This is a genomic window from Streptomyces sp. NBC_00271 (assembly GCF_036178845.1).
GTDB lineage: Bacteria > Actinomycetota > Actinomycetes > Streptomycetales > Streptomycetaceae > Streptomyces.
On record NZ_CP108070.1, the window covers coordinates 10,293,834 to 10,312,914 of the forward strand.

At 69.0% G+C, this 19,081-nt stretch carries 16 protein-coding genes and 1 riboswitch; of the genes, 10 read left to right on the plus strand and 6 right to left on the minus strand.

Going from position 1 to position 19,081, the window contains the following annotated elements:
• Nucleotides 1-5: 5 nt before the first annotated feature.
• Together OG798_RS46860 and OG798_RS46865 are read left to right on the plus strand one after the other, a co-directional pair.
• Nucleotides 6-1,991: a translation factor GTPase family protein gene (locus OG798_RS46860; protein WP_328759113.1), complete on the plus strand. Its 1,986-nt coding sequence runs from the start codon at nt 6-8 to the stop codon at nt 1,989-1,991.
• Between the two features lie 116 nt (nt 1,992-2,107).
• Entirely contained in the window at nt 2,108-3,976 is a 1,869-nt protein-coding gene (locus tag OG798_RS46865; RefSeq protein ID WP_328759114.1) for a cellulase family glycosylhydrolase, read from the plus strand.
• On the opposite strand, the gene OG798_RS46870 is transcribed toward OG798_RS46865, so the two are convergent.
• A complete protein-coding gene (locus tag OG798_RS46870) occupies nt 3,969-5,237 on the minus strand; it encodes a YncE family protein (RefSeq protein WP_328759115.1) in 1,269 nt (422 codons plus the stop codon). The genes OG798_RS46865 and OG798_RS46870 overlap by 8 nt on opposite strands.
• A gap of 172 nt (nt 5,238-5,409) precedes the next feature.
• On the opposite strand from OG798_RS46870, the gene OG798_RS46875 reads away from it, so the two are divergent.
• The 3 genes from OG798_RS46875 to OG798_RS46885 all read left to right on the plus strand — a co-directional run bounded on the left by OG798_RS46875 (nt 5,410) and on the right by OG798_RS46885 (nt 8,323).
• Nucleotides 5,410-6,063: a TetR/AcrR family transcriptional regulator gene (locus OG798_RS46875; RefSeq protein ID WP_095850874.1), complete on the plus strand. Its 654-nt coding sequence runs from the start codon at nt 5,410-5,412 to the stop codon at nt 6,061-6,063.
• A 463-nt stretch (nt 6,064-6,526) separates the two neighbouring features.
• On the plus strand, nt 6,527-7,207 hold the full coding sequence (locus OG798_RS46880; protein WP_095850873.1) for an HAD family hydrolase: 681 nt from the start codon (nt 6,527-6,529) through the stop codon (nt 7,205-7,207).
• An 18-nt stretch (nt 7,208-7,225) separates the two neighbouring features.
• The gene (locus OG798_RS46885; protein ID WP_328759117.1) at nt 7,226-8,323 is read left to right on the plus strand and encodes a polyprenyl synthetase family protein; all 1,098 of its coding nucleotides are present in this window, start codon (nt 7,226-7,228) and stop codon (nt 8,321-8,323) included.
• 32 nt (nt 8,324-8,355) lie between these two features.
• Here OG798_RS46885 and ctaD read toward each other — a convergent pair whose 3' ends face one another.
• A complete protein-coding gene (gene ctaD, locus OG798_RS46890) occupies nt 8,356-10,041 on the minus strand; it encodes an aa3-type cytochrome oxidase subunit I (RefSeq protein ID WP_121413959.1) in 1,686 nt (561 codons plus the stop codon).
• Nucleotides 10,042-10,146: 105 nt separating this feature from the next.
• On the opposite strand from ctaD, the gene OG798_RS46895 reads away from it, so the two are divergent.
• Complete coding sequence (locus tag OG798_RS46895; protein ID WP_328759118.1) at nt 10,147-10,710, plus strand: RNA polymerase sigma factor; 564 nt, start codon at nt 10,147-10,149, stop codon at nt 10,708-10,710.
• Nucleotides 10,703-11,689, plus strand: coding sequence for a CU044_5270 family protein (locus tag OG798_RS46900; RefSeq protein WP_328759119.1), 987 nt, complete (start codon nt 10,703-10,705; stop codon nt 11,687-11,689). Before OG798_RS46895 ends, OG798_RS46900 begins: the two co-directional genes overlap by 8 nt.
• A gap of 36 nt (nt 11,690-11,725) precedes the next feature.
• Here OG798_RS46900 and OG798_RS46905 read toward each other — a convergent pair whose 3' ends face one another.
• A complete protein-coding gene (locus tag OG798_RS46905) occupies nt 11,726-12,577 on the minus strand; it encodes a bifunctional 5,10-methylenetetrahydrofolate dehydrogenase/5,10-methenyltetrahydrofolate cyclohydrolase (protein WP_097223681.1) in 852 nt (283 codons plus the stop codon).
• Nucleotides 12,578-12,600: 23 nt separating this feature from the next.
• Nucleotides 12,601-12,687, minus strand: a riboswitch (ZMP/ZTP riboswitch).
• Nucleotides 12,688-12,704: 17 nt separating this feature from the next.
• Nucleotides 12,705-13,658, minus strand: a complete 954-nt coding sequence (locus OG798_RS46910; RefSeq protein ID WP_328759120.1) for a hypothetical protein — start codon at nt 13,656-13,658, stop codon at nt 12,705-12,707.
• A gap of 59 nt (nt 13,659-13,717) precedes the next feature.
• Here OG798_RS46910 and OG798_RS46915 point away from each other — a divergent pair, with 59 nt between their 5' ends.
• Nucleotides 13,718-14,332 (plus strand): MarR family winged helix-turn-helix transcriptional regulator, encoded by a 615-nt coding sequence (locus OG798_RS46915; protein WP_095850867.1) that lies wholly within the window; start codon nt 13,718-13,720, stop codon nt 14,330-14,332.
• A 24-nt stretch (nt 14,333-14,356) separates the two neighbouring features.
• On the opposite strand, the gene OG798_RS46920 is transcribed toward OG798_RS46915, so the two are convergent.
• On the minus strand, nt 14,357-14,722 hold the full coding sequence (locus tag OG798_RS46920; protein WP_095850866.1) for a nuclear transport factor 2 family protein: 366 nt from the start codon (nt 14,720-14,722) through the stop codon (nt 14,357-14,359).
• Between the two features lie 172 nt (nt 14,723-14,894).
• Here OG798_RS46920 and OG798_RS46925 point away from each other — a divergent pair, with 172 nt between their 5' ends.
• Nucleotides 14,895-15,185, plus strand: a complete 291-nt coding sequence (locus tag OG798_RS46925) for a hypothetical protein (RefSeq protein WP_328759121.1) — start codon at nt 14,895-14,897, stop codon at nt 15,183-15,185.
• 134 nt (nt 15,186-15,319) lie between these two features.
• On the opposite strand, the gene OG798_RS46930 is transcribed toward OG798_RS46925, so the two are convergent.
• Entirely contained in the window at nt 15,320-17,074 is a 1,755-nt protein-coding gene (locus tag OG798_RS46930) for an ABC transporter ATP-binding protein (protein ID WP_328759122.1), read from the minus strand.
• Nucleotides 17,075-17,882: 808 nt separating this feature from the next.
• Here OG798_RS46930 and chvE point away from each other — a divergent pair.
• Nucleotides 17,883-18,971, plus strand: coding sequence for a multiple monosaccharide ABC transporter substrate-binding protein (chvE, locus tag OG798_RS46935; RefSeq protein ID WP_095850863.1), 1,089 nt, complete (start codon nt 17,883-17,885; stop codon nt 18,969-18,971).
• The last annotated feature ends 110 nt before the right edge of the window (nt 18,972-19,081 follow it).

The window sequence follows — 19,081 nt, forward strand, 5'->3', positions numbered from 1 at the left end:
ACCCGGTGCATATGCTCAACCTGGGAATCCTGGCGCACGTAGACGCCGGTAAGACAAGCCTGACCGAGCGGCTGCTGCACTCGGTCGGAGTCATCGACGAGATCGGCAGCGTCGACGACGGGAACACCCAGACCGATTCCCTCGCGCTGGAGCGGCAGCGCGGCATCACGATCAAGTCCGCCGTGGTCTCCTTCGCGGTCGACGACGTGACCGTCAATCTGATCGACACCCCGGGACACCCGGACTTCATCGCCGAGGTGGAGCGCGTGCTGAGCGTGCTCGACGGCGCCGTGCTGGTGATCTCCGCCGTGGAGGGCGTGCAGGCCCAGACCCGTGTGCTCATGCGGACGCTTCGGCGGCTGCGCATCCCCACGCTCGTCTTCGTCAACAAGATCGACCGCGGCGGGGCATGCTGCGAGCGCGTGCTCGACGCCGTCGCGGCGCGGCTCACCCCGGCGATCGTCCCCATGGGCGAGGCCCGGGAGCAGGGCACGCGGGACGCCCGCTTCGGCCTGTTCGACGAGGCCCGGCTCGGCGCGCCGTTGCTCGACCTGCTCTCCGAGCACGACGACGCGCTGCTCGCCGCGTATGTCGAGGGCCGGGTGTCGTACGACCTGATCCGCGCCGCTCTGGTGCGGCAGACCGGGCAGGCCCTGGTGCATCCGGTGTTCTTCGGCTCGGCCGTGACGGGCGCGGGGGTCGACGAACTGATCGCGGGGATCAGGGAGTTGCTGCCGCGCGCCGAGGCCGACGTCGACGGCCCGGTCTCGGGCAGCGTCTTCAAGGTCGAACGCGGGCCCGCCGGGGAGAAGATCGCGTACGCCCGGATGTTCTCCGGGACGCTGCGGACGCGCGACCGGCTGCCTCTGGGTGACGGTGAGGAGGGCAGGGTCACCGCGATCAGTGTCTTCGACCAGGGTGCGGCGGTGCGCGAGCAGTCCGTGGCGGCGGGGCGGATCGGCAAGCTCTGGGGCCTCGCGGACGTCCGTATCGGCGACACCATCGGCGTACCGCGGAAGTCGTCGGCCGGCGAGCACCACTTCTCGCCCCCGACTCTCGAAACCGTCGTCGAACCCTGCCGTCCCGCCGACAAGGGCGCACTGCACGGTGCCCTCACCCAATTGGCCGAGCAGGACCCACTGATCGATCTGCGCCAGGACGAGACGCGCAAGGAGATCTCCGTCTCGCTCTACGGAGAGGTGCAGAAAGAGGTCATCCAGGCGACTCTGGCCGATGAGTTCGGCATCGACGTCCTGTTCCGCGAGACGACACCCCTGTGCATCGAGCGGCCCCTCGGCAGCGGTGCGGCGGTCGAGTTCATCAAGAAGGGCCCCAACCCCTTTCTCGCGACCGTCGGCCTGCGCGTCGATCCGGCCCCGGTCGGCTCCGGGGTGGAGTTCCGGCTGGAGGTCGAGCTCGGAGCGATGCCGTACGCGTTCTTCAAGGCGGTCGAGGACACCGTGAAGGAGACGCTCGCGCAGGGAATCCACGGCTGGCAGGTTGCGGACTGCACGGTCACCATGACCCACTCCGGCTATTGGCCCCGGCAGAGCCACGCCCACCAGGGCTTCGACAAGAGCATGTCCAGCACGGGCGCCGACTTCCGGGGTCTGACCCCCCTGGTGGTCATGGACGCGCTGCGGGCGGCGGGCACCCAGGTGTACGAGCCGATGCACCGCTTCACGCTGGAGGCCCCGGCGGACACGCTGGGCGCGGTGCTGCCGGTGCTCGCGAAACAGGGAGCCGTCGCGGGGGCCACCGAGCTGCGGGGCGCTTCGTGCGTGCTGGAGGGCCGGATCCCGGTCGCCCGGGTCCATGGGCTGGAGCGGCAGCTCCCGGGGCTGACCCGCGGCGAGGGCGAGTTGGAATGCGCCTTCGACCACTACGCACCGGTCCTGCGGGGCACGGTCCCCGACCGCCCGCGCACCGACCTCAACCCGTTGGACCGGAAGGAGTACCTGCTGAACGTGACGCGGCGGGTCGGCGCCTGAGCCCGCACACGGCGACACGTCTCCCCAAAAGATCTCCAGAAGATCCTGAGAACATGAAACTTACTCTGGAGTCAGAAGTATTGACGCTCCCTTGCGCACCCGCGAATGTTGTGGACATGTCGAAGTTACGTGCGCGTCTGCTCGGCGTCCTCGTGCTCCTCACCGGCTTCCTCTCGGCGGTGGGCGCCCAGCCCGCCGCCGCGGACGGACTCCCCGACTCCCTGTGGTTCGACGCGCCTGCGGCGGCCACTCTCACGGTCGACAAGGGCCGCTTCCTCGACGGACTCGGCCGCGAGGTCGTCCTGCGCGGCTACAACGTCTCCGGCGAGACGAAACTCGAAGAGAACAGCGGTCTGCCCTTCGCCTCGGTCGCCGACGCCAAGAAGTCCGCGACGGCCCTGCGGGCCCTCGGCGGCGGCAACTCCGTGCGCTTCCTGCTCTCCTGGGCCCACGCCGAACCCGTACGCGGCCAGGTCGACTCCGCCTACCTCGCCGCCGTCACCGACCAGATACGCGCCTTCCTCGACGCCGGAATCCGCGTGTATCCCGACTTCCACCAGGACCTCTACTCCCGCTACCTCTTCAACTCGGGCAGCTGGTACACCGGCGACGGAGCCCCCAAGTGGGCCGTGGACGCCGGGAACTACCCGAGCGAGTCCTGCGGGATCTGCATCTTCTGGGGTCAGAACATCACCCAGAACGGGGCCGTGAAGCAGGCACAGTACGACTTCTGGCACAACGCGTACGGCGTTCAGGACGCCTTCCTCGCCACGGCCCAGGCCACCATGGCCTACGTCAGACAGCACCTCACCACGGCCCAGTTCGCGGGCCTCGTCGGCTTCGACCCCTTCAACGAGCCGTACGCGGGTACCTACGACTCCGGGCAGACCAGCCGCACCTGGGAACGGGACCTGCTCTGGCCGTTCTATGTGAAGTTCCGGGCCCGGATGGACGCGGCCGGCTGGCAGGACAAGCCCGCCTTCGTCGAAGCCAACCTCTTCTGGAACTCCAACATCGACTCCCAGAAGCAGGAGGGCGGCCTACTCGACGCGGGCACCCTCGGCCCGCGCTATGTCTTCAACACCCACTTCTACGACCAGAAGGCCATCTCGGGCATCCTCATGTGGGGCAATGCCGCGGACGGCCAGTACGCCACCGACTTCGGGACGGTCCGCGACCGCGCATCGAGCGCGGGGACGACGGCGATCGTCAGCGAGTTCGGCCATCCGCTGTCGGGAACGGTCTCCGGCAAGGCCCCCACGGTCGACAAGGCGATGTACCAGGCCCTCGACTCCCGTCTGCCGGGCGCCACTTGGTGGACCAAACCGGCGTCCTCCGGCCCGGTCCTGTCCGGCAACCAGTGGCAGTGGGACATCTACAACGGCCGCCATCACGAGCTGATGAACGGCAACGCGAGCAAGGTCCTCACCTCCGGCGACGCCTGGAACGACGAGGACCTCTCGGCCGTACGCCTCGACGACTCCGGTACGGCCGTCCTGCGTCAGGACGCCCGCCTGCTCGACCGGCTCTATCCGAGCGCCACCTCGGGCAGCACGGTCGCCTTCACCTACGAGGACCGCTCCCGGGACGGCTCCACCACCCTGACCTGGAACCCGGTTCCGTCGTCCCTCCCGCACGTCTCCCAACTGGTGGGATCGGGTCAGTACGGGCTGCTCCTGTGGCGCTCGGGCGGCGGCAGCGCTCCCACCGAACTCCATCTCCCGGCGTCCTTCCCGACCGCGTCCACGACGGTGGTCTCCGACCTCGGGGCGACGATCTCCCCGCCCGCCTACACCACGACCACCCCGATCGCCGTGGCCCCCGAACCGGGCGGCACCGGCAGTCGCCGACTGCTGCTCACCGCACCGGACTCGGGGACCCTGCACTACGCGCTGGTCACGAACGGGGCGAGCGCCCCGTCCGCCGATCTGCTGAGCGCGGCCCGTTCCGAACTGAGCTCATGGGCCGCGTCGACGGTCAACTAGTCGAAGGGCCGGTCCAGTTCGCCTCCACATGGCCGAGGCGAACACGCTGGGGGTGGTCGCCGACCGGCACCGACACCGTCTTCTGCCCTGTGGCGAAGTCGATGGCGGTGACCTGGTCGGCGCCGCTCTCGGAGACGATGCAGTCCTTGCCGTCACCGCTGACGGTCGCCCAGTACGGCTTCGAAGCGGTGACGAGCGGGCCCTCCTGGAGGGTGGCCCGGTCGACGACGGTCGCATAGTCGTCCATCGTTCCGGCGACGCAGAGTTTCGTGCCGGACGGGTTCATCGAAATACCGTGGTGGCGCGAGTCGTTGACCCAGGTGGTGCGGTCGGTGCTGGTCGCGGGGTTCATCGGCAGGGTCTTCACCCGGGTGATCCGGTCGGAGGCCACGTCGTACTCCAGGAAGCCGTTGAAGAACGACACCTGGAAGTACAGCTTGGACTCGTCGGGGCTGAACACGGCGGGCCGGACCGCGTCGGAGTAGTTCGTGAGACCGATCGCGTCCAGGCGCTGCCGCATGTCGATCACCTTGACCTGCTTGTAGGTGGTCGCGTCGACGACGGTGATGTGCCGGTCGCCCTTCGTCCAGTCCAGCCAAGGGTCGTCGAGTGTGGTGTTCACATCGCCGATGGCCATGTTCCAGATGTACTTGCCGTCCCGCGTGAAGATGTTCTCGTGCGGCTTGTCGCCGGTGGCGAAGGAGCCCAGCTGCTTGCCCGTGTCGATGTCCAGCACGTGCACGGTGTTCGCGGTCGACGCGGAGACCGCGACGCGGGTGCCGTCGGGGGAGACGGCCATGTGGTCGGACCGGTAACCGGCCACGGGGAAACGCCAGTTGATGTTCCCGGTCGCCAGGTCGATCGAGACGACATCGGCGAAGCTCGGACGGGAGACGACCACCGACCTGCCGTCGGGCGTGGAGTACATGTCGTCGACGAACTGGTCGTGGCCCTCGCCGACACCGTTGCGGATGGCCTGGAAGTAGATCCACTTGATCGGATCGGCGTTGATCTCCGCCATCCGCGCGTCCTTGTCCGGGACGACGTTGATCCGGCCGACCTTCGCGAAGTCACCGGTGGACTTGATGACGTTCGCGGTGCCGTCCCAGTTGTTGCCCACGAACATCACTTCGCGCAGGTCGGCCGCGGCGGTCTGCGCGGCGGTCCTGTCGGAGGCCGCGGTCGCCGTACCGCCGAGGGTGAAGGTGAGGGCGACGGCGGCGGCGAGCGTACAGAGGTGTCTGGGTCTGAGGGCAGACATGGTGGGTCCCTTGTCTAGGCGGGGGGTGCGGGTACCGAGAAGTCTGAACACGACTGAGTTCAGAGTGGACTTACTGGAAAGTAAGGAAGGGGCGGCGCTCTCCACAAGGGTTCGTGCACGACAAAATCATCGGAGGGACGAACGGTTCGTCCCTGCGGCGAGGGGGGAACGCGTGGCGGGCAGGATCAAACAGCCGACCGGCCGTTACGGAGGCAGGACCGCCGCGGAACGGCAGGCCGAGCGACGCTCGCGCTTTCTGGCCGCCGCGCTCCAACTCTTCGGTGACAGCCCGGGGTTCAGATCCACGACCATCGCGGCGCTGAGCGAGGCGGCGGGACTGTCGACGCGTCAGTTCTACGAGGAGTTCCGCACCCTCGAGGACGTGCTGGCCGCCCTCCACCTCCAGGTCAACGACTGGGCCGAGCAGGCTGCTCTGGCCGCCCTCGCCGACGCCCAGGACCTGCCGCTCGTCGAGCGCGCCACCGCGATCTTCCGCGCCTACGCCGCGAACGTGACGGCGGACCCGCGCCGCACCCGCATCACCTTCGTCGAGATCATCGGCGTCAGTCCGCGCCTGGAGGAGCAGCGGCTCGCCCGCCGGGCACGCTGGGTCGACTTCATCTGCGCCGAGGCGACCGCGGCCGCCGACCGCGGCGAGGCGGTGCCCCGCGACTACCGGATCGCCGCCACCGCCTTCATCGGCAGCGTCAACGGCCTCCTGCACGACTGGCGCGCAGGATGGGTGGCGGCCACGCTCGACGAGGTGGTCGAGGAACTGGTCCGTCAGCTGCTGGGGATCCTGCGACCGGTGGGGTGGAACCCGTAGGGGAAGTCGATGCCGCGACCTCACCGTGAGTGCCGTGTCGTGTCTTGTCGTGCCCGGCCGCCGGTCGAGGTGTCCTCGAACCCGGTGGTGGATCCCTGGGGATCCGCCACCGGGTTCGGGACCCGCGCGCCGCTCCCCGTCCCCACGGGTTCGGCGCAGTGGGGCCGCCTCCGCGCGAGGAGGCCCCTGCCGGCAGCCCACGACCGGGGGAAGCCGTGGGCTGGCGCGGCCCGAGGGCCCAGAGGCGGAGAGGTGAACACGGTCGCTCCCTGGGCACCGCCCATCCTGTCCGACCGGGACCCGCCGCGTCGTCGTGCGCGCGCCGAACATCGCGCTACTCGGAATGCAGGAGATGAGCTCAGCCATGTCCTCCGGAGGTAGGACGGACTGCGGGGGCGGGACCCCCGCACGGTCGTCGGCCCGGGGCGGGGCCTGCTCGGGGGTCCGATGGCATGATGAGGGCGTGATCGGTGAACCTGCTCGGCCCGGAGCCAAGAAGTATGTCCTGTTCGACGTCGATGGCACGTTGATCGATGCGGTGGACAACCAGCGCCGGGTTTGGGGGGTGTGGGCGGAGCGATACGGACTCGACCCCGATGAGGTCCACCAAGTGGCCTTGCGGACAAGGCCGATGGAGACCTTCGCGCAGGTCCTTCCGGACCGTGACCCGCAGGAGTGCCTGGCCGCACTGCATGAACTCGAGGACGAGGACGTCCGGTCCGGCGTGTACGCGGCCTTCGACGGTGCGTCCGAGCTGCTGGACGCTCTGTCGCCGGAGGCCTGGGCGCTGGTGACGTCGAACTATGAGCACCGGGTGCGCGGCCGCTTCGCCCGCACCGGCCTGCCGGTCCCGAGGATCATCGTGGACGCCGCCTCCGTCGAGGAAGGCAAGCCCTCGCCCGCCCCTTATCTCCTGGCCGCCGAGCGGCTCGGTGCCCAGCCGCAGGACTGTCTGGTCATCGAGGACGCACCCTCCGGCGTGCAGTCCGGACTGCGTGCCGGGATGACGGTGTGGGGGGTCAACGCACCCGCCGCGGTGGACGGGGTGCACCGTCACTTCGGGAGCCTGCGCGCAGCGGTCCGCGACATCCTCGCCGTCACATCCCGGTCCCCGGCCGCGACCACACCATCGCCGAATCGATGAAGGACCAGCGCAAACACCGTGGCTGAAAGCCGCTCTGGTTGCCCTTCAGCCGGAGTGATCGAATCGGTACTCGATTCAATTTCGGTGGTGAGGGGTCTCCTCGTGCGTTCCATGTCCTACTTGGATCTTCATCGTCGGTTTTCGGTGGAGATCGACGCGGAGATGGAGGCCACGCTGGAAAGACTCTCCCCTCAGGCCGGCGCGGTACGGGCCGCGGTCGCGGAACTCGTGCGGAACCGCGAGTTCACCTACCCGCTCTCGGTGCTGCCGCTGATCGTGCATGCCGTGGAGACGGGCGCGCCCGAACCGGCCGTGCCGCTGGCCGTCGTGCATGAGCTGTGGTGGATCTCGGCGTGCCATCTCGACGACCTGGCCGACGGGCAGAGCGCCCAACTCGCCGGAGACCTCGGCGCAGCCGAGGCGCTGCTCGCCGCGCTCGTCAGCGGGACGCCACTCCCTCTGCTCGTCGTCCAGTCGCAGGCCGTCCCGGAATCGGTGCGCGGCGCTCTGTCGGCCGAGATCGTGAAGTGCTGGATCGTCGCGGCCGAAGGCCAGTTGAGTGACCTGCGTGGAGGCGCGGCGACGGCCACGCGTGACTCGGTGGTCACGGCCTACCGAGGGAAGTCGGGCGCCCCCTTCAGCATGGTCACCGCAATGGCCGCCGAATTGGCGGGTGTCGAGAAGGAGAGAGTGGAGCTCTGGCGCGATTTCGGCGATGTGTTCGGCATCCTGTGGCAGATGTTCAACGACCAGGAAGACGTCCTGTCCGGCCGCAACGAGGACCTTCTGAACGGCACGGTGACGTATCTCCTGGCATGTGCGCTCGATACGTCCGCGTCCCGCTCCACCGAGCGCATCCTGAGGCTGCACGCCGACGCGAGGAATTCCCGTGACGCCCGAGCGGAACTCATCGACACCCTTCTGGCGCCGGCCGTTCTTGGCCGCTACGAGGACGACATCGACGAGTTCCGCGGCGAAGCGCACCGCATTCTGGACGAACTGGGCGGCGACGAGTCTTACTTGTCGGTGATGCGGAATCTGGTGGACGAATCGTCCAGGATGCTTCTGCGTGCCGACCTAGATGAGCAGATGGCCCTCCAGTTCGTCGATGAGTGAGCGCGGGGCCGGCGGTCGATCGTCCATGGTCGTCATTGCAGTTCCTTCCGGGGCGTCTCCGGACGTGTGGCCGCGGCCGTGATCTCCGGGTGGTGGAGGTCGAAGGCGGGGGACTCGCTGCGGATGCGCGGCAGGGTGAGGAAGTTGTGGCGCGGCGGGGGACAGGAGGTCGCCCACTCCAGTGAGCGGCCGTAGCCCCATGGGTCGTCGACCTCGACCTTCTCGCCGTACTTGGCGGTCTTCCAGATGTTGTAGAAGAACGGCAGGAGGGAACTGCCGAGCAGGAAGGAGAAGATCGTCGAGATGGTGTTGAGAGTGGTCAGGCCCTCCACCGCCAGATAGTCGGGGATACGGCGCTGCATTCCGTTCGCACCCAGCCAGTGCTGCACCAGGAACGTGCCGTGGAAGCCCACGAACAGCGTCCAGAAGGTGATCTTTCCGAGGCGCTCGTCGAGCATCTTGCCGGTGAACTTCGGCCACCAGAAGTGGAATCCGGAGAACATCGCGAACACGACCGTACCGAAGATCACGTAGTGGAAGTGCGCCACCACGAAGTACGAGTCCGAGACCGGAAAGTCCATCGGCGGCGAGGCGAGCATCACACCGGTCAGACCGCCGAAGACGAAGGTGATCAGAAAGCCGGTCGCCCACAGCATCGGGGTCTCGAAACTCAGCGACCCCTTCCACATCGTTCCGATCCAGTTGAAGAACTTCACGCCTGTCGGGACGGCGATGAGGAACGTCATGAAGGAGAAGAACGGGAGCAGTACGCCACCGGTGACGTACATGTGGTGCGCCCACACGGTCACGGACAGACCGGCGATGGAGATCGTCGCGGCGATCAGGCCCATGTAGCCGAACATCGGCTTGCGGGAGAACACCGGGATGACTTCGGAGATGATGCCGAAGAACGGCAGGGCGATGATGTACACCTCTGGATGGCCGAAGAACCAGAAGAGGTGCTGCCAGAGGAGGGCACCGCCGTTCGCCGCGTCGAAGACGTGGGCACCGAACTTGCGGTCCGCCTCCAGCGCGAACAGGGCGGCGGCCAGTACGGGGAAGGCCAGCAGCACCAGAACACCCGTGAGCAGCACGTTCCACACGAAGATCGGCATGCGGAACATCGTCATGCCGGGAGCGCGCATGCAGATGATGGTCGTGATGAAGTTGACCGAGCCGAGGATCGTGCCGAAGCCGGAGAGCGCCAGACCCATGATCCACATGTCGGCGCCGACACCGGGTGAGCGGACCGCGTCCGACAGCGGCGCGTAGGCGAACCAGCCGAAGTCGGCCGCTCCTTGAGGGGTCAGGAACCCGCCCACGGCGATCAGCGAGCCGAGGAGATAGAACCAGTACGCCAGCATGTTCAGCCGCGGGAACGCCACGTCGGGCGCGCCGATCTGCAGCGGCATGATCCAGTTCGCGAAACCGGCGAACAACGGCGTCGCGAACATCAGCAGCATGATCGTGCCGTGCATCGTGAACGCCTGGTTGAACTGCTCGTTCGACATGATCTGAAGCCCCGGCCGGGCGAGTTCGGCGCGCATCAGCAGCGCCATCACCCCGCCGACGCAGAGGAAGCCGAACGCCGTGACCAGATACAGCGTGCCGATCGTCTTGTGATCCGTGGTGGTCAGCCACTTCACCGCGGCGAGTCCAGGACGCCGCGCACGCGCGGGAAGGGCTGCGGGCGGCGTCGTCACTGTGGTGCTTTCCATGCCCCGCCTGTGTCCGCCGCCGTCCCCACCGTCACACTTGAACGAAGCGACGAGCGTCACACCCGCACCTGTGACGATCGCGCACCTGCCGGACACCTACGGATCATGAGCAACGACGAGACCTTCGCCGCTGCCTATCGCGAGCACTACTGGGCGGTCAGCCGCTATGTGGCGAGGCGACTGGACGGCCGGAGCAGTGATGTCGAGGAGGTGGTGGCGGAGGTCTTCACCGTCGCCTGGCGGCGCCGGTCCGACCTCCCGCCGTCCCCGCTTCCCTGGCTGTACGGGGTGGCACGCCACTGCCTGGCCAACGCCGTACGCGGCTACGGGCGCCGGCGCAGGCTCCTCGACCGGATCGGCAACGACGAGAGCGCGCACGGCAGACAGGTCGTCGACAGCCCCGACTCCGCGTCGCCGGGCGACTGGGTGCACGAGGCGCTGGCCCGGCTCTCCCCGGCCGACCAGGAGGTACTGCGCCTCACCGCCTGGGAGGAACTCGGCGTCGACGAGGTCGCCGTCGCCCTCGGCTGTGGCACCCGCGCCGCGGCCATGCGCCTGCACCGCGCCCGCCGCCGGCTCAGAGCCGAGATCGACCGTATGGACATCACCGTGGCCGGCGGCACTGCGTCGCCCCGCCGCGACACCCCGAAGGAGCACGGCCATGGCTGACGAACTCGACATCCTGCGCCGCGCCAACCCGGTGCCGTCCACCGACCCCCGCTTCCACGACCGCCCCCTCGACCCGCACGCGCAGCGCCGCCTCAACCAACTGCTGCACGGCGAACGGCACCGCCCGAGATCCCGTCCGCTGCGCCGCTGGATCTGGAGCGTCGGCACCGCGGCCGCCGTCGGTGTCGTCGTCCTGACGCTCACGCTGTCGGGATCGACCACCACCCCGGCCGTGGCCGCACCCCGCCCGCTGATCGTCGAGGCGGGCTCCACCCCCGTACCCCTGGACCGGCTCGCCGACCGAGCGGCCGCGTCCGCGGGCTCGCAGCGGCTCGTCCAGGGCACCCACGTACAGACCTGGAGCATGGGCCTGACCTCCGGGCCGGGGGCCCGGCCGCCGATCACCCTTCCCGCGGAACGCGTGGTCCGCTGGAAGGCCGACGGCAGTCACACGGAACTCGTCGTGGCGACCGACCCCCGCCACCCGGGCAGGCCGGTCCTCACCGACGCCGACCCCGTCCCCCGCACGGTCGAGGACGGGCACGTCCTCAGCCGGCAGACCTACCCGCCGAGCTGGAGCGACGCCCCGCCGGTGGCCCGGCCGCCGCACGACGCCGAGCGGCTGCGCGCCTACCTCGAGGAGATTGACCGCACCGAGACCATGGACACACCCCAACTTCTTGACGCGGTCGGAGAGTTGCTGAACAACTGGACGCTGGGCGCCCGGGAGGACGCCGCGCTCGTCCGCGTCCTCGCCGACGCGAAGGGCCTGCGCCCGGCCGGAGCGGTCACCGACCGGCTGGGCAGGCAGGGACAGGCGTACGTGTACGAGGACACCGCGCACTCCGCGCGCCGGATGCTGGTCCTCGACCCGAGGAGCGGCGCCGTGCTCGGGATCGAGGACACCGTCACCAAGGACGATCCCGAGTACGGCGTCGAGGCCGGGGACGTGATGTCGTACAGCGCGTGGATGCGTTGAGCGGACCCCGAGCCCTGTGAGCGAACCCGCAACGCTTTACCGGAGGGCGAGTTGGCGCTCGGCCCCGGTCACGGTCTGCTCCAGCAGGACCGCTATCGTCATCGGGCCGACACCGCCCGGCACCGGCGTGATCAGCCGGGCCCGCTCGCGGGCGGTGTCGAAGTCGACGTCGCCGACGTTCCCGGGGTTGTAGCCCGCGTCGATCACGACGGCTCCCGGCTTGATGTCCTCACCGCGGATCAGCCGGGGCCGGCCCACGGCGGCCACCACGATGTCCGCCTCGCGGACGAGCGAGGAGAGACCGGTCGTCCGCGAGTGGCAGTACGTCACCGTCGCGTCGCGGCCGAGCAGCAGCATCCCGACCGGCTTGCCGAGGATCGCGCTGCGCCCCACCACGACGGCGCGACGGCCCGCCGGGTCGACGTCGTACGCGTCGAGGAGCCGCATGATGCCGCCGGGGGTGCAGGACACGAAGCCCGGCAGCCCGAAGCTCATCGCCGAGTACGAGCTGAGCGTCACCCCGTCGACGTCCTTCTCCGGCGCGATGGCCTCGAACGCCGCCCGCTCGTCGATGTGCGGTCCGACGGGGTGCTGGAGCAGGATGCCGTGCACGGTCGGGTCGTCCGACAGCGCCTTCAGCGTGTCGACCAGCTCGGCCGTGGTGGTGTCGGCGGGTAGGGCGACATGCCGGGACTCGATGCCGGCCTTGCGGCTGCGGTTCTGCTTCATCCGGACGTAGGTGACCGAGGCGGGATCCTCGCCGACCAGCACCGTCGCGAGACACGGCGCCATCCCCGTGCGCCCGGTGAGTGCGGCCGCGCGCTTCGCGGTCTCCTCGACGATGCGGCGCGCGAGACCCGCGCCGTCCATGAGCTGGGCCTGGGACATGAGCTACTCCTGAGCGTCGCTGACACAATCGCCCAGGCGCGCGGCAAAGACCCGTTCGTCAGGCCGCTCCCCGGTGGTACTCCACCTCAGCGCCAGTCACGGCCCGCGACCAGGGTAGCTCGTACGATCAGCTGCCCGACTCGGCGGCAGCGGGCGCCGCCGTCGGGTCGACCCCGGCCAGGAACCCCCTGGCCTGTGTCTCGATGGTCACGGCGCCGATGGCCCCGGCCCAGCGGGCGATCTCGCCGACCAGCGCGACGGCCCCGGCCTCGTCGCCCGCGTCGCGTGCCAGCACCGCCAGGAGCAGTTGCTGCGAGAGGGTGCCGGGGACGGTCCCGGCCCGGGCGCCGAGCTCGGTCGCCCTGCTCCAGCGCTTCCGTGCCCGTGCGTGGTCACCGTGATCGTGGTGGTGATCGCCGAGGTGCCGCAGCGCTTCACGGACGAGCAGATCGTCACCGGAGTCGTGTGAGCCGCCTGCTCCACCTGCTTCACCCATTGCACCTGCCTCCCCCGCTTCACCGGCGCGCAACGCGGCTTCGTAGTGGCCGGGCGCGAGGTCCCGCTCGGCGAAGAGATTGTCGGCGACGAGGCCCAGGTACATCTCGGCCCAGCCTCGGCGCACATCGTCCGGGGCCCCACCGCGCAGCCGCTCGGCGTGCGTGCGGAGGGCGTCGAGCGCGTCCGGGTCCTTGCCGTCGGGCCCGGTACGGAAGGCACCGTCGACGCGCACCTGCCCGAGGTATCCGTGGCGCAGCCGGAGGAAGTCCAGATCCCAGCCGACGTCGGAGTGCGCCTCATCGGCGAGTTTCCCGTCGAGGCTCTCGACGAGGACCTCGACGAATTCCTCGGCGGCGGCGAGCCGTGGCCCGGCCAGGGAGGTCCCGCCGAACCAGTCGCTCTCCAGGGCGACTTCGGCGGCGGACAGTGCGAGACGGGCACGGGACCGCGGATCGGTGGCCTCGGCCGAGTCGAGCAGGCGCGTAGCGCGTTCCCAGCGACCGCCGATCCTCAACTCCCTTGCAGCAGCGATGAGTTCGTCGAGCGGTACGGCCGTACGAAGGGTACTTGCGGTGTTCGTCATGGCAGGAAAAGTAGTAATCAGAAAAACTATCCACAAGAAAACTATCTACGGAGTGGCGCATGGAAGATGTGAAGGCAGGAGATGTGAAGGCGGAAAAGGCGGAGGCCGCGCGGGGGCAGGTGTCTGCGGCGGACTCGGTCGACCGGCACGTCGCGGTCTGGGCGAAGGAACTCGACTGGATGGACCCGGTCAAGGAGGAGATCTTCGTCCGGCTCGCGATCCTGGCCCGGCACGCGGCCCAGGCCCGCCGGGACGTGCTCGACTCGGACGGGCTGCAGCACTGGCAGTTCAAGGTGCTGCTGATGCTGCGCAGACTTGGCCCGCCCTACGCGGCGAGCCCCTCGCAGCTCGCCGACATGCTCGGGCTGACCCGCGGCGCACTGTCGGCGCGACTGGGTCCGCTGGAAGAGGACGGGCTGATCGCCCGTAGCCACCACACGGCCGACCGGCGTCGCGTGGAGGTGCGGATCACCGACGCCGGATACGCCGCCTTCGAACAGCACGCGGTGTCGGAGGACCGGGGTGAGAACGCGCTGCTCGCAGTACTGACCCCAGCAGAGAAGCGGACGCTCGCAGACCTGCTGCGGAAACTGGTCGTGGCAGCCGAGGCCGCTGCGAGCGCGAGCGACCCATCTCGGCCTTCGCCGAGAAGGTCCAGGTCAGGCGAGAGTTGATCTGGACCTTCGGCCAGTTCCTTCCTACTCGTCCCATGCCTGGAGCAGTGTGTGTTCGACGATCTTGCCGTCCCGCAGCGAGATCATCGAGCTGGCGAGTACCCGCACGCCGTCCGGGTACTGGCAGGACTCGGTGAACGCGACGTGGTCGCCCTGGACGACACACTCTTCCAACTTGTGGGTCATGTCGCGGCTGTAGACGTCGTTGAGCATCTCGGCGATCTCGCCGCGACCGTGTTTGATCATCGGGTGACTTGGCTGGGTGTTGCGGTCGACGATGGTCATTTCCGCGTCGTCCGCGTAGAGCGACAGGAGATCCGCCGCACTGTGTCCTTCTATGCCCCGGCGTAGCGCTTCGGTGTCGAAGGCGGGGCCTGCCATGGTGCCCATGTCGACCTCCTTGGAAGGCCGCGGTCCGCCACGGAAGGGACCGCGAAGGGCCTCTCTACCGAGCGTCCTCCGCCCCATGGCACACGGCAAGCCCAGCCGGTGCGATGCGCCTCTCGGGTGAGGAGCGGGGGAGGGCCGTGACCGGGCGCCGTCCGGGACCGTTGCTGCAAGCATGATCTCAACACGACGTATGGTCGCCGCCGTTGGTCTCGCCGTCGGTGTCACGGGGCTTGCCGCGCCGATGGCGTCTGCGGCCGAGGCCTCGGACGCGGGGAAGCTGAACCCGATCACCCAGCTCGACGCGCTCGCCGTCAGCGACATCCCCGCGGAGCACCAGGCCGACTTCCCGCGCATTTCCGAGCAGCTGGGCGGACTCAACCGCCTGAACGACCTCAACCAGTTGCACCAGGTCACCGACCTGGTCGCACCCGTCACCGGACTCCTCCCGGGCCTCCAGGCCTAGGGCCTGTCCTTTGGGTCGGGTCTGGGCCTGTCCGCCCGCGTCTGCCCCCGGCACCCCGTGCCGGGGGCAGACGCCGGTGTCGTGGGCAGAGTGAAGGAAACTTCGTACCGAGAACGCGCGGCGATCGGCTCTCCTCAGCCCGCCGTCGCGAGGAACTGGGTCGCGGCCAGCTCCGCGTAGAGCGGGTCCCCGGCCACCAGTTCCCGGTGGGTGCCCACGGCACGTACGCGGCCCGCGTCCATGACGACGATACGGTCGGCCATCGTCACGGTGGACAGCCGGTGCGCGACCACCAGGACCGTGGTCGTACGGGCCACATCGGCGACCGTGTCGCGCAGCGCGGCCTCGTTCACCGCGTCGAGCTGCGAGGTCGCCTCGTCCAGGAGCAGCAGGCGGGGGTGGCGCAGCAGCGCGCGGGCGATGGCGACCCGCTGGCGTTCGCCGCCGGACAACTTGGTGCCGCGGTGCCCGACGAGCGTGTCCAGGCCGCGCGGCAGCCGGGCGACCAGCCCGTCGAGCCGGGTCGTCTTCAGTACCCGCGTGACATCGGCGTCGTCGGCCTCCGGGTTGCCCAGCAGCAGGTTGTCGCGCAGGGAGCCGGACAGGACCGGGGCGTCCTGCTCCACGTATCCGATGGCCGACCGGAGCTGGGGCAGGTCCCACTGCTCCAGGGGACGGCCGTCGACCGTGATGACGCCCGCCTCGGGGTCGTAGAACCGCTCGATCAGTGAGAACACGGTGGTCTTGCCGGCGCCGGAGGGGCCGACGAAGGCGGTCATGCCGCGGGCCGGGACGGAGAAGGTCACGCCGTGGTGGACGTACGGCAGGTCGTCGTCGTACCGGAAGCGGACGTCGTCGAAGGCGAGCGCGGCCGGCGCGGCGCCGGGGGTCGGCAGTGGAGCGGGCAGCGCGTCCGGTTCGGCGGGCAGCCGCAGCGCCTCCTGGATGCGGGCGAGCGCGGCGGCGCCGGTCTGGTACTGGGTGATCGCGCCCACGACCTGCTGGATCGGCGACATCAGATAGAAGACGTAGAGGAGGAAGGCGACCAGTGTGCCGACTTCGATCGCGCCGGTCGCGACCCGTGCGCCGCCCACCGCGAGGACCGTGATGAAGGCGATCTGCATCGCGAGACCGGCCGTGTTGCCCGCGGCCGCCGACCACTTGGCGGCCCGTACGCTCTGCCGCCAGGACTCCTCGGCCGCCGCGTGGATGGTCTGCTCCTCCCGGTGCTCGGCACCCGACGCCTTGACCGTGCGCAGCGCACCCAGGATCCGCTCCAGCGAGGCGCCCATCACGCCCACGGCGTCCTGCGCCTGCTTGCTGGCCCGGTTGATGCGGGGCACGATCACGCCGAGCACCGTGCCCGCGCACAGGATCACCCCCAGGGTGACGCCGAGCAGGACCACGTCGACCAGGCCCATCATCACCACCGTCGCCACCAGGGTGAGACCGCCGGTGCCGATGCCCACCAGCGAATCGGTGGTGACCTCGCGCAGCAGCGTGGTGTCGGAGGTGATGCGGGCCATCAGGTCGCCCGGTTCGCTGCGGTCCACGGCCGGTATCCGCAGCCGCAGCAGATACGAGGACAGGGCGCGCCGCGCGCCGAGCACCACCGACTCGGCGGTGCGCCGCAGTACGTACGAACCCAGCGCCCCCACCGCGGCGTTGGTGACCACCAGCGCCGCCATACCGATGAGCGCCCGCCCGATGGGCCGGTCGTGCGACAGGTCGTCGATGAGCCCCCGCGCCACCAGCGGCAGCACCAGACCGGTGGCGCCGGTCGTCAGCGCCAGCAACGCGCCCGCCAGCAGCGCCCATCGATGCGGTCGTACGTACCCGAGGAGCAGCCGCCAGGCGGGCGGTCCGGCGTGCGGCTCTGCGATGCTCACGGTGCTCCTAGCGGGAGTTCGGTGCGGAGCATTCAGGCTACGTCGGCGCGGCCCCCGGAGGGGAACGGGCCACCCGGTGGCAGGGGCGGCCTCGCCCGCCTCACCAGGGGCGCAGCCCTGTGCGGTAGGCCAGGTCCGAGCGTTCAGGGAGCGAATCTCCCACACCTTTCCGGAATCCTCACCGGTTCTCCCCCGTTGACACCCCGCGCCCGCCCTCCTAGGGTCACGCCTACGTTCCGAACGTGTGACGACATTTCGAACGGTTGAAAGGCAACTGGCCCGTGCATCACCGGAGTTGGAACACGTGTGGACGTAACCCCGCGGCGCAGCCCGATATGCGTTCAGGTGCACACCGGCAGAGGGGTCACCCCCGTCAGCAAGACCCGGATGCCTGGGCGACGACGCGTCGATCGGCGATCCGCGAGGCGCCGAGGCTCCTGAATCCCCACTCCACAATGTTGCGGAGAACCTGACCGTCGGTCACCTCGTCAGGGAATACTGGTGGCTCACTCCCATGGAGATGCGCACCAAAGACCCCCGACGACCTCGGCGGTCGCGTGCGCATCTGCAAGGTCGCCGAGCCGATCCGCCGCGGCGCACCGCTTCACCTCACGTTCGGGCTGTTCAGGGCGCCCGGGATCCACCCGTACGGCACCCATACGCGGGGACCTCACTCTGGGCGCGGCACGGCACCGACTCGCGCTCGACCGGCTCGTCGGCCGCTCGGCTCGCTCAACCGCCTCCTCCTCACCGATATCTGATACGCCGTCATCTTTCTCAACGACGAGAAGAACAAGGAACGATCACCATGCGCAATCGCAGAGCCGCCCTCGCCGCCATCGCCGGAACTGCCTCCGTCGCCCTCACCATGTCCGCCTGCGGCGGCGAGAACAGCACGGGCAGCTCCAAGGGCGGCACGATCGGCATCGCCATGCCGACCCAGGCTTCCGAGCGCTGGATCACCGACGGCAAGAGCGTCGTCAAGGACCTGCAGGCCAATGGGTACAAGACCAAGCTGGTCTACGGCGAGAACGAACCGGCGACCCAGGTCTCGCAGATCCAGAACCTGATCACGCAGGGCGTCAGCGCGCTGATCATCGCGGCCATCGACAACAAGTCGCTGAACAAGGTGCTCCAGCAGGCCGCCGACGCGAACATCCCGGTGATCTCCTACGACCGGCTCATCCTCGGCACCAAGAACGTCACCTACTACGCCTCCTTCGACAACGAGCAGGTCGGTCGGCTCCAGGCCCGCTTCATCATCGACAAGCTCGGTCTTGAGCAGGGCAAGGGCCCGTTCAACATCGAGCTGTTCGCCGGCTCCAGCGACGACAACAACACCAAGTACTTCTTCAGTGGCGCGTTGCACCTTTTGCAGCCGTTCCTGGACAGCAAGCAACTGGTCGTCCAGTCCGGCCAGACCGCGCTCAACCAGGTCACCACCCTGCGCTGGGACGGTGCCACCGCGCAGAAGCGCATGAACAGCATCCTCGCCACGTCGTACAAGACCAAGACGGTGGACGCGGTCCTGTCGCCGTACGACGGCATATCCATCGGCGTCCTGGCGGCGCTGAGGTCGGACGACTACGGCTCAATCAGCAAGCCCCTCCCGGTCATCACGGGACAGGACGCCGAACTGGCCTCGGTCAAGTCGATCCTTGCGGGTCAGCAGGCGCAGACCGTCTACAAGGACAGTCGACTGCTCGCCGATGTCGCCGCAAACATGGTCGACGACGTGCTCAACAAAAGGAAGCCGCAGCTCAACGACACCAGGACCTATGACAACGGCGCCAAGGTCGTGCCCGCCTACCTGCTGCAGCCCATCAGCGTCGACAAGACCAATTACGACAGCGTTCTGGTCGCGGGCGGCTACTACACCGACGCCGAGCTCAAGTAGCCGAACAGCCATGGCCTGTTCATGCCGCGGCCTCGGCGCCGTAGCGCAGGCCGCCGAAGAGGTGCCTGGGCCGTCTGGGAACGGGCGTTGTCGAAGTGTCGGTAGAGCGT